At 33.8% G+C, this 13,383-nt stretch carries 9 protein-coding genes; 6 read left to right on the top strand and 3 right to left on the bottom strand.

Going from position 1 to position 13,383, the window contains the following annotated elements:
- Positions 1-23: 23 nt before the first annotated feature.
- Entirely contained in the window at positions 24-476 is a 453-nt protein-coding gene (bcp, locus tag CHB80_RS08420) for a thioredoxin-dependent thiol peroxidase (RefSeq protein WP_089371007.1), read from the top strand.
- 70 nt (positions 477-546) lie between these two features.
- On the opposite strand, the gene CHB80_RS08415 is transcribed toward bcp, so the two are convergent.
- Positions 547-1,989: a nicotinate-nucleotide adenylyltransferase gene (locus tag CHB80_RS08415; protein ID WP_089371006.1), complete on the bottom strand. Its 1,443-nt coding sequence runs from the start codon at positions 1,987-1,989 to the stop codon at positions 547-549.
- 123 nt (positions 1,990-2,112) lie between these two features.
- Between CHB80_RS08415 and CHB80_RS08410 the strand changes: the two genes are divergently transcribed.
- Both CHB80_RS08410 and CHB80_RS08405 read left to right on the top strand, forming a co-directional pair.
- Positions 2,113-2,907, top strand: a complete 795-nt coding sequence (locus CHB80_RS08410; protein WP_089371005.1) for an MBL fold metallo-hydrolase — start codon at positions 2,113-2,115, stop codon at positions 2,905-2,907.
- Positions 2,907-3,395 carry a hypothetical protein gene (locus tag CHB80_RS08405; RefSeq protein WP_089371004.1) on the top strand — a complete coding sequence of 163 codons (489 nt, stop codon included), beginning with the start codon at positions 2,907-2,909 and terminating at the stop codon, positions 3,393-3,395. Before CHB80_RS08410 ends, CHB80_RS08405 begins: the two co-directional genes overlap by 1 nt.
- 368 nt (positions 3,396-3,763) lie before the next feature.
- Here the strand turns inward: CHB80_RS08405 and CHB80_RS08400 are convergent, their stop codons facing one another.
- Entirely contained in the window at positions 3,764-4,900 is a 1,137-nt protein-coding gene (locus tag CHB80_RS08400) for a TlpA disulfide reductase family protein (RefSeq protein WP_089371003.1), read from the bottom strand.
- Positions 4,901-5,014: 114 nt separating this feature from the next.
- Here CHB80_RS08400 and CHB80_RS08395 point away from each other — a divergent pair, with 114 nt between their 5' ends.
- Positions 5,015-7,390, top strand: a complete 2,376-nt coding sequence (locus tag CHB80_RS08395) for a GAF domain-containing protein (RefSeq protein WP_089371002.1) — start codon at positions 5,015-5,017, stop codon at positions 7,388-7,390.
- 49 nt (positions 7,391-7,439) lie between these two features.
- Here CHB80_RS08395 and CHB80_RS08390 read toward each other — a convergent pair whose 3' ends face one another.
- Complete coding sequence (locus CHB80_RS08390; RefSeq protein WP_089371001.1) at positions 7,440-8,633, bottom strand: Pycsar system effector family protein; 1,194 nt, start codon at positions 8,631-8,633, stop codon at positions 7,440-7,442.
- A 49-nt stretch (positions 8,634-8,682) separates the two neighbouring features.
- On the opposite strand from CHB80_RS08390, the gene CHB80_RS08385 reads away from it, so the two are divergent.
- Both CHB80_RS08385 and CHB80_RS08380 read left to right on the top strand, forming a co-directional pair.
- Positions 8,683-12,390: a metallophosphoesterase gene (locus CHB80_RS08385; protein ID WP_089371000.1), complete on the top strand. Its 3,708-nt coding sequence runs from the start codon at positions 8,683-8,685 to the stop codon at positions 12,388-12,390.
- Between the two features lie 125 nt (positions 12,391-12,515).
- Positions 12,516-13,328 carry a hypothetical protein gene (locus CHB80_RS08380; RefSeq protein ID WP_143337079.1) on the top strand — a complete coding sequence of 271 codons (813 nt, stop codon included), beginning with the start codon at positions 12,516-12,518 and terminating at the stop codon, positions 13,326-13,328.
- Positions 13,329-13,383 lie beyond the last annotated feature (55 nt).

The raw sequence follows: 13,383 nt of genomic DNA, 5'->3' as shown, positions 1-13,383 counted from the left end.
AAACCATATTTAAAACGAAGATAATGAATACACTTAAAGTAGGGGATAAAGTACCTGATTTTACAACTACAGATCAAGATGGAAACGCAGTATCACTTTCTGATTTTGTTGGGAAGAAACTAATTGTTTTCTTTTACCCAAAGGCATCTACTCCAGGTTGCACAGCAGAGGCATGTAATTTAAGAGACAATTATAAAGCGCTACAAGATCAAGGATATACACTTTTGGGTGTAAGTGCTGACTCAGAAAAGCGTCAGAAGAATTTTGCAACCAAATATGAGTTCCCATTTCAGCTTCTAGCAGATGAAGACCATAGTGTGATTAATGCTTTTGGTGTTTGGGGATTAAAGAAGTTTATGGGGAAAGAATATGATGGTATTCACCGTAAAACATTCAAGGTAGATGAGCAAGGAATTGTGACCGAAGTGATTGATAAAGTAAAAACAAAAGATCACGCCGCACAGCTCTTAGAATAAAAGCTTTACATATAATAATTAAAAAGCTCCCATTGGGAGCTTTTTTAATATACATATATAATATTGTTATTTAATAAGTAACACTATCATAACCAAATTGTTCTCTAGATTTGATCATTTCTGCAATCCCTTCAGGAAGTAATTCTTCCCAACCTTCTTCACCATCATGAATCATGCGAAGTACTTCTCTCGAAAAGATACCAGAAATAGAAGGATCATAATTTTCTATATCTACTACTTTTCCATTGTATTTAAAGAACTTATATAATTCTTTCATACGAGGATGTACTTTTAAGTTTTCACTTGTTGTAAGTTCTCCAGTCTTCGGATTCTTCATTGGATATAGGTACACTTTAAGATCCTTAAAGAATAACTTACCAAAAGCTTCTAGAATACCACCACTTAGGTGACGATAGTATGTAGCATCAAAGACATCAATAAGATTATTAACTCCCATCACAAGCCCCATGCGCTCTTTCGTATAGTTTGAGAAGTATTCTACTACTTTGTAATACTCTTTAAAGTTAGAGATCATTACCGTTTGTCCTAATGAACATAATAGACGTGCTCTCGCCATAAAGTCTTCTTCATCAATTTCTCCTTCGGCACGTAGGTTTGAGAGTGTAATTTCAAAAATCACTTTTGTTTTCTTTTCGTTTACACGATTTGCATCTATAAACATGGCAAGTGATTTCTCGTACATGTCCATATTTACTTTAGTCACAGGTCTAAAACTACCACGTAACGCGAGTATATTCTTTTTATAAAGTACAGCGGCAGGTAATACATTATTACCATTAGGGTCAAACATGACTGCTTCTGTCATTCCGTTTCTAACAAGCTGTAAACTCATTAAACGATTATCTACTCCTTCAAATTGAGGTCCTGAGAAGTTTATGGTATCTATTTCTATCTGATCCTTATCAATATGATCGTATAGATATTTTAGTAAATGTTTTGGATTGTCATGCTTGTAAAAAGCTCCATAAATTAGGTTAACACCTAGTGTCCCTAATGTAAGTTGTTGCAATCTTGCATCATTTTCGTGAAAACGAACGTGTAATATAATTTCATTAAACTCTCCTTCTGGAGTGATTTGAAATTTAATACCTACCCAACCATGTCCTTTATATTTTTTGGCAAAATCTATCGTTGCAACTGTATTTGCATAGGTAAAGAAGATTTTGTTTGGTTCTTTATAACGAGAGATACGATCTTCTATAAGCTGCATCTCATGGGTAAGCATTTTCTTGAGACGTTTTTCAGTTACATAACGCCCGTCATCTTCTATGCCATAAATGGCATCACTAAAGTCTTTATCATAAGCACTCATTGCCTTTGCAATAGTACCACTTGCACCGCCAGCTCTAAAGAAATGACGCACGGTTTCTTGACCAGCACCTATTTCTGCAAAGGTACCGTATATGTTTTCGTTAAGATTTACTCTTAATACTTTGTTCTTTATGGAAGGTACTTTTTCAAATTCCTTATCTCCCAAAATTGTAATTGCCATAGCTTACTGTTTGCCTTTTTAGTAGGTTCTTCAAATATACTAAATAGCTAGAGTACCCAAAAAAATTAACTGTATTTTTGCATCATAATTTTATACAGAAACTACTTGTAATAACTCACAGATTTGACAATTACATTTTTAGGTACTGGCACATCTCAAGGCATTCCTGTTATAGGAAGTGATCATCCTGTATGTTTAAGTGATGATCCTAGAGATACACGTCTTCGTGTTTCGGTTCTTATCGAATGGGATCAGTATCATTATGTGATAGATTGTGGTCCTGATTTTAGGGCACAAATGCTGGGTACGCTTTCGCGAAAGCGAACACCTTCAGGAGATCTTGTTTCTCTTGATGGTATTTTATTTACGCATGAACACGCAGATCATGTGGCAGGTCTAGATGATATACGCCCTTTTGTTTTTAGACAAGGAGCGATCTCTATTTATGCACATCGACGGGTGTTAACTACTCTAAAAGAACGTTTTGACTATATATTTGCTACCGAAAATAGATACCCAGGCGCACCGAGTGTATCTACACATGAAGTACTAAATAATGAGTCATTATCTCTAGGAGAGATGGAAGTAATTCCAATCGAAGGGTATCATGGTAAGTTGCAAGTGTTTGGATATCGGTTTGATAAAATCGCATATTTAACAGATATAAAAACCATTGCTTCTGAAGAGTTAAAAAAATTACAGGGACTCGACATACTTGTGATCAATGCATTACGTTATGAAGAACATTACACACATTTAAATGTTGCAGAAGCATTAGAACTTATAAAACAAATTCAACCAAAGAAAACCTATTTTACACATATAAGTCATCATATGGGATTCCATGCTGAAGTAGAGGCTAAACTTCCTGACAATGTGCATCTTGCTTATGATGGATTAACATTAACGATACCCTAATGAAACGTAATATCTTTTTATATCTATTTTTATTTGCTGCTTTATGGATTGTATATCAATATGTACATAACAAAAAGTTTTATGAGAGTCAGCAAAAAATAATGACAAAGTTGGAAGTTAAACATCAAACGGCTATAGATAGTATTGGTGTATTACAAGAACGTTTGGAAGAAGCAACCTACTTTGGTTTGCGAACCAATTCTAATGCATATGAGTACTATGAAAATGACACTATAGATATTAATTTTGTCACACAACAAGTTACTGATGGTATTATAGGAAAGAATACTTCGTCTGGAAATGACTTTATTCCTTATGAAGGAGATGAACGTCCTTTTCAAGTAAATCAAGTACATCTTTTAAACCATCGCTGGATTATTGCTGATTTTTCTGATGGCAATACTTGGGGAGAATTGTTAATTGAATACTTTATCAATGACGATAATAGTATAGACTATCGTGTGGTAGAGAGCTTGTTGTATCCTTGATTATTACTAACGATAGGGGTGGTTGTTTCACTTTTTTTGTAATTTTTTGATGTACAAAAAAAATGAAACTTTCCGTTTCTAATTTTTCTTTGAATACTTTATCAATGATGATAGTAGTATAGACTATCGCGTGGTAGAGAGTTTATTGTATCCTTGATTCTTACCAGTGATAGGGGTGGTTGTTTTACTTTTTTTTGTAATTTTTTGATGTACAAAAAAAATGAAACTTTCCGTTATCAGTTATATTAATTTTTGACTACATAAAAGAGTCCATAGGTAGAAAACAATCACAGTTATTATATGATTAAAAACTAAAAAAGCTCAAGTAGGATCTACTTGAGCTTTTTTAAGTTTTATAGTATAGATGATTAACTATCTCCCAACAACTCAGCAATCTTATTCTCTAAGGCTTGTCCTCGTAGGTTTTTTGCGATAATAGTGCCTTCTTCATCTAATAAGAAAGTAGCAGGAATTGCACGAACACCATACGATTTTGGAATCGGGTCTTGCCAATGTTGAAGATTAGAAACGTGATACCAATCCATTTGATCTTTTTCAATAGCTCTGATCCATCGTTCTTTGTGTCCAGGTCTGTCTAAAGAAACACTTATGATATTTAATCCTTTGTCGTGATATTTGTTATAGACACGTACTACATTAGGATTCTCTAAACGACAAGGCTTACACCAAGATGCCCAAAAATCTACAATAGTATATTTTCCAAGAGTTTCTGATAATGCTAATTCTTTCCCATCTGGGGTTTGTGCACTAAACGCAGGAGCTTTATTACCTACACTTGCCAAATTAGATGCAGCACGTTGTGATTTACTTTGTGCAATATATCCTTTGATACTATTTCCTAAGGTAGTTTTACGTATGTCTGAAGCTAATCCGTCATAATAGTTTTCTGTTTCTTCTATTTTAAGCGCTTTAGCGTTTATAAGATCAGACAGCGCCATAATGGCTACCATACTATTAGAATTGCCATCTATGATTTCTTTTTTAGAATTGATGTATTGTTTATCAAGTTCTTGTATTTGAGACGAGTACTCAGTAACCATGATACCATCAGTTTCTTGTCTAGCCTTATTTAATGCTAATCTGAGTTCAGCTTTTTTCTTATTTAGTTGTCTGCTTTTTTTAGTGTACGTATTAAAAAGCTCATTCTCTGCACTTCCTGTTACAATAGAAGACGGGATACTATCTTTGTATAATGTAACTGTAAGAGGCGCTTGATCTTTTACAAGGATGAGTTGCTGTCTATCTAAGGCCGTAGAAAGTAGGAGTAATCCTTTACCTTCAGCTGAAGGTTTTGTAAATACAAAACTTTCGTCCATTACCTTGGCAGTATCTAACGAATTACGTTTGTTGTTTTTTCCTAGCTCTTGAAGATATATTTCGGTACCGTCTGGAATGCCAATTGCAGTACCTTTTATACTATAGTTTTCTTTTTTCGCGCAAGCAAAAACCAAAAGTCCTAGAGCGGCTATGAATATTCTTTTCATAAAATGCGTAAATTTGAGTAACAAAAGTAATTATTATCCGTCTAATATACTATGATCGTACTTTGTTTTATAGGTACTAAGTAGTCGTTAGAAAATAATATACCCAACAGACTCATGGCTTTTTTAGAAGAAGATTTTCCGATGCAGATTCACGTTAGCTTTGAGAAGTTAATAGAATCTTATAAGACATACCTTACAGATGATAGTGATGCACTTCATATAGAACGTGCTAATCGTGTTATTGCTATTGCAAAAGAGTATCCAGAATTAATAGATGGTCTTACTAGTATCCAACAAGTACAAGACCTGCAGCCACAAATAGATTTGCTTCTTGCAGATTTGTTTTCTGATATTTTGCAACAAAACGAAATTAAAATTGCATGCTTACCTTTTAATGAGTTTATCATTAAATCATCTAGGCGTTATAAGAAGATCATAAAGGAGGCAGGGGATGATTACCAAGTAGAGATTAGTAATTTTGATAAAGATCATATGTACATCATGGGATGTAGTATTATCTTAAAGATGTCAGGTTATAAAATAGACTTTAGACGCCCTTTCTTTTATGATATTCCGGATGCAGATGGGATTATGAGGTATTATAGAATGTTATATAATGCTGATTATGTGGGTGTAGAGAAAGGACCAGATGCTCCAGATATTACAGATAGTGATGTAGAAGAACTACTTGATAATTTTGATAATATAGAGATGTGGAAAGAAAAATTTCCACCTCGTAGCTGGATTTTTAAAGGGTTTATACTTGCAAATCTTTATGACGCAACTTCAGATGTGTCATTATCTGAATTTAAAACAAGTCTTTTAAAATATGACAAGAGCGATGTTGATTTTATAGAAGGTTTTCATAATATATTTCAAGCAATATTTAATCTTCCTGAAATTAAAGTAGGGTTTTCTAATTATAATGAAGAAGAAGAAACATTAGAAAGGGTTCCTTATAATAATGTAGAAAGCTTTGTTTTAAATGCAGAGCAAAAGAGAGCATGTAAAAGTGCTTTGTGTAGTGGATCTTTTTATACCATATTCACACAAAAACAATTCTTTGCTGTTTCTGATGTTGAGCGCTATTTGAGCTCAGATCCTTCAGAGCATTTTTATAAAAATTTACTAGATCAAAATATAAAGAGTGCCATTTTTGCACCGATCTCTGATGGAGATAATTTTTTAGGACTTTTAGAAATAGTATCACCTCATAAAGGAGAACTTAATAGTATTAATGCTAATAAGTTATTAGATGTGATGCCATACCTTTTGGATTCAGTAAAACGTTCTAGAGAACAATTAGAAAATGAACAAGAAGTGATTATTCAAAAAGAGTGTACTTCTATTCATCCTAGTGTTTATTGGAAATTTAGAAAAGAAGCAAAAAGGGTTATGACGGCTCAGATAGATGGAGAAATCTCTGTTTCTTTTAGAGATATTATTTTTAAAGAAGTATACCCCTTGTTTGGACAAGTAGATATTAAAGGATCTTCTAATGCAAGGAATACGGCTGTGCAAAAAGATTTATTGTTACAACTCAATGAGGTGAAAAACATTATTGAATTTGCAAATAAAGACCAACAACTTCCAGTTTATGAAGAGTTTTTATATCGTATAGCGTCTTTTACTAGAGATTTAAATGAAGGATTGCAAGTAGATAGTGAGCGAGGTATCCTTAATTTCTTAAATCATGATATCCATCCGTTATTTGATCATTTAAAAAAGAAAGAAGGTATACTTACATCACTTATTAAAAAATACAATGAGTCACTAGAAGATGCTATGGGGCTTATTTATAAATACAGAAAAGATTATGATGAGTCAGTGATGCTTATCAATAAGCGTATGGCTTCTGTACTAGATCAGAAGCAAGAAGAAGCGCAACGTATGTATCCTCACTTTTTTGAACGTTTTAAAACAGACGGAGTAGAGCATAATATGTATATAGGTGAGTCTATTACAAGAGAGAATAGCTTTAATAAAATTTACCTTTATAATCTTAGACTATGGCAATTACAGGCCATGTGTGAGATGGAAAACGCACATTATGAACTTTCAAAACAGTTGCCACACCCACTAGATGTTGCATCTATGATCTTGGTCTTTAATACGTCTTTGTCTGTTCGATTTAGAATGGATGAAAAGCGTTTTGATGTAGATGGTACTTATAACGCTCGTTATGAGGTCGTCAAAAAACGTGTAGATAAAGCGTATATAAAAGGGACTAGTGAGCGTGTAACGCAACCAGGTAAAATAGCCATTGTATACAGCCAAAAAGATGATGAACGCGAGTATATGCGTTATATCAAGTTTTTACAAGCAAAACAATACTTAGGTGACACTGTTGAAATTGTAGAATTACAAGATTTGCAGGCAGTAACAGGTTTAAAAGCGATTCGAGTAGAAGTATTATATAAGATACCTACTAAAAACGAAAACAAACAATATTATACCTACGAAGATCTTATAGAAGAGATTAGATCTTAAAAAAATGCCTAGTAATTATACTAGGCATTTTTTATGATTTGATGTAAAATTATGTGATTACTGTAGCAGGCTCTTGCATTTTGAAATAAATGGCAAATGCAATTACAGAGGCGATAATACCTACTATAAATACCGTATACGTAATTCTTAAAATGCGATACTTTCTATCTAATACAATTCCTAAGAAATATAAATCCTTTGTAAGTGCAGAGTAGATATAATCTTTGTCTTGCATCATTTCATTAATAGCCCACTCAAAATCTGTAAGACTCATTTTATGAAAATTACCAAAGAACAATAAATTTACTTTCTTTTGTTCAACATCTTCTCTTGTAAATTTGCCCATCGTTACATTAGGTCGTGTAGCTAATACCGATAAGATCATTGAGATGATACTAAATACAATAAAAACAACAGTTGGAATAATCAGATAGGAGTTTGATGGATTATCTAGTTTTGGGATTAAATTTGATAATGCCATAGATAAAATAATGGCATTTACTGATAATAAGATATTAGCCTTTGTATCTGCAATATCACTTAGTTTTATGTGATTACGTAACGTGATACGGAACATAGATTGCACTCCTTTTTCAGGGCTTTCATCTTTTAATTTGGCTTTGAGTTTTTCTTTTTTCTTTGCCTTTTTTATCTCTTTTTGTTCCTTAATCATTTTTAAAAGATTTGCATCTTTTTTAGGTTTCCAATGTTCTATAGCATATGGAGTATAGTAATGATGTGCTGTTGTAAACATCTCAATATTACACTTACGCCAATCTTCTAGAGAATGCTCAGCAATACCCTGAATACGAAGTTCTTGTCGTAAATACTCACTCGCTTCTTCAAAGTAACTCTTTGCAAAGTGCGATGCATCTGCATCTCGTAAAACTTTATCTATTTCACTTTCGGGAGTATTCTCCATCTTAGTGGCCATAATCGCTTGTGATATGCGAGCGATTCGATCTTTAGGATATGCTTCTTGTGTTAAGAAATCTTCAGCGATTTTTACAGAGTTTTCTTCGTGATCATCTCTTCCATGTATATATCCAGTATCATGTAATAATGCAGCAAGAAGAATGTCCTGTCTTTCTTCTGGGGTAAGAGTACTCTTTTCTATAATTTCTTTAGTACTTTTATAAACGCGTTTTGCGTGAACATAATTATGATAAATGCATGTTTTTGGAAGCTGTTTCTCTAAAAGATCAGCAACAAAAGCATCAGTTTTTTCAACCAAAGATGTCATACGTAGAATTTTATTTTTCTTAGACCTAAAATTACACTAAAAATTACATATGAAGATAAAATACCTTTTTGTTTATAGTTTTATTCTCATTTTTATGCTTGGTTGTGCTACTTATATGCCTCAATATGTAGAGGTTAATGGGCAAAGTACGCTTTCGCGAAAGCATAAAAAAACGGCTTCCTTTTACTTAATAGGCGATGCCGGTGGTGCGGTACCTAATGGAAGCACAGATGCATTAATTGCTTTAGAAAAAGTATTGGATACGGTAACTTCTACAAATGATTATACCATTTTTTTAGGAGATAATATTTATGAAGAAGGACTACCAACAAAAACATCAGAGGATAGGGCAGATGCAGAACATAAATTAAAAGCCCAACTAAATATTGTTGAGAATTTTAATGGAAAGGTTGTCTTTATTCCGGGGAATCATGATTGGTTTGGAGATGGTTTAAAAGGCCTAAAACGACAAGAAAAATATGTAGAAGATGTATTAGGCAAAAACACATTCTTACCAGAAAACGGATGTCCTATAGAAACGGTTTCTGTTTCGGATGAAATTGAATTACTCCTTATAGATACACAGTGGTATCTTGAAGATTGGGATAAAAACCCCACTATGAATGACGAGTGTGACATCCGAACTAGAAATGAGTTTTTCTTAGAGATAGAAAGTAAATTTAAAAAGAATAATGAAAAAACGATTCTTATTGCGATGCATCACCCTATGTATACTAACGGTATTCATGGAGGTGCGTATGCCTTAGAAAAACATTTGTTTCCATTTCAATCAAAGATTCCATTACCTGGATTAGCTACCTTAATAACTCAAATACGTAGCCAAGGAGGCGTATCACCTCAAGATAGAGCAAATCAAAGATATGATGAGCTTATGAGTCGATTGGAAACATTGGCGTATGATACGAATAAGGCCATTTTTGTTTCTGGTCATGAGCATAATTTGCAGTATATAGATAATAACGGAATTAAACAGATTGTAAGTGGATCTGGTGCAAAAAAATCGGCAGTAACTTTACGAGATAATGGACTATTTGCTTACGGAGGGCAAGGTTTTGCGGTACTAGATGTTTATAATGATGGTTCTTCAAAAGTGCGTTACTATAGTGCAAAAGATGGAAATGCATCGTTTTTATTTGAAACTGAAGTACATCCCAAAACTGCTACCTATGATGCTAGCGGATTACCTTCACGTTTTGACCCTACAAAAAAAGCAACAGCCTATTCCAAAGAAGATACAGAAAAAAGTGCGTCGTACACTAGACTATGGGGAGATCATTATCGCTACGTATATGGAACTGATGTTAAAGTCCCCGTTTTGACATTAGATACCCTAATGGGAGGCGTTACTATAGATCGTAAAGGAGGCGGACACCAAACTAGATCACTACGATTAGTAGATAAAGACGGAAGAAATTTTGCCCTACGTGCTGTTAAAAAGAGCGCGGTGCAATTTTTACAATCAGTAGTGTTTAAAGACAACTTTGTACAAGAAGAGTTTAGAGATACGTTTACAGAAGAGGTGATTCTTGATTTTTATACATCAAGCCATCCATATGCAAGTCTTGCAATAGGAGATCTTGCAGATGCTATAGATGTATACCATACAAATCCTCAACTAGTATGGATGCCTAAACATCCAGCTTTAGGAAAATATAATGAGACATATGGAGACGAATTATATATTATAGAAGAACGTCCAGATGATGGTTTTCTAGATGTGGCTTCTTTTGGAAAACCAGATAAGATTGAAAGCACTTCAGATGTTCTTGAGCATCTTAGAAAAGATGAAGAATACCAAATACATGAAGGAGCATTCATAAAAGCACGTTTATTTGATATGTTATTAGGCGATTGGGATCGTCATGCAGATCAGTGGCGTTGGGCACGTTTTGATGCTAATGGTATTAAAGAGTACAAACCTATTCCTAGAGACCGTGATCAAGCTTTTTCAAATTATGATGGACGTCTATTAGATTTTACAAGAGCGTTAATCCCTCCAGCAAGACAATTTCAGGAATATGATGGAACGTTAGATGATATAAAATGGGTAAATATAGCAGGAAGCAAGCTAGACCACGCATTATTGCCTAATTCCACAAAAGCGCATTGGATCGCTCAAGCCACATATATTCAAGAAAACTTAACAGATGCAGTTATTGATAATGCCTTCTTAGCTTTTCCAGAAGAAGTTCAAGATGATGTTCTAGAAACCATCAAAAGCAAACTCAAAGAACGTAGAGGGAATCTCGTAGATATTGCAGCTAGATATTACGATCATCTTTCAAAACTAGTAGTCATTAAAGGAACCGATAAAGACGATCATTTTGAAATCACTAGAGAGGCAAATGGGACACGTGTACGAGTATCACGTATTAAAAATGGAGGAGTTCAAGAACCATATATTGATAGATTGATTAATCCAAATGAGACTAAAGAATTATGGATTTACGGATTAGATGACGATGATACTTTTCGCGTAAGCGGAAAAGGGAGAAAACCAATTTTCACACGTATTATAGGAGGTCAGAATAATGATACGTATACAATTGAAGATGGACGTAAAATCAAAATTTACGATCATAAAACAAAACCTAATACGATTGTAAAAAGAGGAGGCGCTCACATTAAAAAATCAAATATTTATTCTCATAATACCTATGATTTCAATAAAACCATTACCAAAGTAAACAGTGTATTACCATCTATTGGTTTTAATCCAGATGATGGTATTGTAATTGGGCTTCAAGACACCTATACTGTAAAAGGATTTAAGAATGATCCTTTTCATAGAAAGCACGTTTTTAAAGCAGGGTATTTCTTTGCAACCAGTGGTTTTGATTTTAGTTATAATGGAGAGTTTGCAAACTCGCTAGGGGAGTGGAATCTTAAAGTAGGCGCTCGATTTACTAGTGAGAACTTTGCTTTAAACTTTTTTGGTTTCGGAAATGGAACAGAAAACTTTGATGATGATTTAGATTTGGATTTTAACCGTGTTAAAACAAGTATTTCTGAAGCACATATAGGCGTTGTCAAGGATAATAATTATGGAAGTAGGTTAAGTGCTACAGCAAAAGTAGAACGTATAGAAGTAGAAGCAACAGAGGGTCGTTTTATTACTGAAGCCTTTAATCCTTCATTCTCTAGTGTTTTTGATGCTCAGTTTTTTGGAGGTGTAGAATTTGCTTATGAATTTTTAAGTTCAAATAACCCAGCAAACCCTTCTAAAGGAATGGAGTTTTTGTTTAAAATAGGATCAAAATTAAATCTTGAAGATACCAAAAGTGGTTATGGATATATCGCACCTTCCCTTGGGTTTTATAACTCGCTTTCGCGAAATAAAAAACTGGTACTAAAAACAAAAGTACAAGGGCAATTTAATCTAGGCGATTCTTTTGAATTCTATCAAGGCGCAACGCTTGGAGCGCGTAATGGATTACGTGGTTTTAGAAATGAGCGATTTACTGGAAAATCTGCCTTAGCGGGAAGCGCTGATCTAAGATATAGTTTTAATCGTTTTAAAACAGGATTACTACCTATTCAAATAGGAATTTTTGGAGGCGCCGATATTGGGCGAGTATGGTTTCCTGATGATTTTACAAGTAATAGAGATGTGTGGCACACTTCTGTAGGAGGCGGTTTCTGGATAAATGCTGTCGATATGATATCTGGGCAGTTTGGAGCTTTTAACTCTGATGATGGCCTCCGAATTAATTTTGGCTTTGGATTACGACTATAGCCATTGTATGCCTTTTTGTAGGATGAGTAATACATACTTTTTTACAAATAAACAGGTATAAATACCTGTTTATTTGTAACGGATAGTAGTTAGATTGGATTTCTAACCTCTAATCCATACTACGTATGAAAACTATCCAATCAGTTTTGTTTTTTCTGTTATTCTTTATTATTCATAATTCATTCGGTCAAATAGACGAGACTTCTTACCCATCAAACGATAAAGTAGTACTCCCTAATGACTTACATGAGTTGGAAATAGAACGTCTGGAACTCATCTCAAATATGTATGGGATGATGTATGAAATTAGTAGTCTTTTTACAGAATTAGAGCGATCAGAGAGCTTAGAAAAATTGGTAAAAAATTATGAAGAGCTAAAGAAAACTCATCGAGATACTAGCATGTTTGCCACAGATCATGAGTTACAACTCAAACGTCTTCAAGATATTAAAACACAGATCATTTTGCCAGCACTTAGTTCTGATATTGATGTAAGTTCTTTAGATTTAGAATCTATGAGTGTTTCAGAAGGCTTTAGACGTATTATAGAAAATAAGGTACAGCATGTTCTTAAAAAGACAGATGAATTATCAAGTGTTGGGGCAAAGGTGACTGAGCTTAACAATACATCTTATGTGGGACAGAATTTCAAAAAACAAATTAGCTGGTCATTTGCTTTTTTAGTAGGTATTGTGATTGTGGGTTTCTTTATTATTGCAAATAGGGATGATCAGATACGTAAATCCATATTTACTGGAGATGCAGGGTTACAATTTATTACGATATTTTCTATCATTATTGCCATTATCTTATTTGGAATTACGGAGATTCTAGGTGGTAAAGAGATTTCTGCGCTACTTGGAGGAATCTCAGGATATATTTTAGGACGTAGTAGCCTTTCAAAGCCATTTAAAACTAGAGAAGTTAAAAAGGAGTGATATACTTACATAAAAAGTAAAACCCACTTATTAAAGGTGGGTTTTACTTTTTCAG

The sequence above is a fragment of the Dokdonia pacifica genome, from assembly GCF_900188275.1.
Taxonomy (GTDB): Bacteria; Bacteroidota; Bacteroidia; order Flavobacteriales; family Flavobacteriaceae; genus Dokdonia; species Dokdonia pacifica.
Note: the sequence above shows the minus strand (reverse complement) of the source record. Positions and strands in the feature narration are given on the sequence as shown.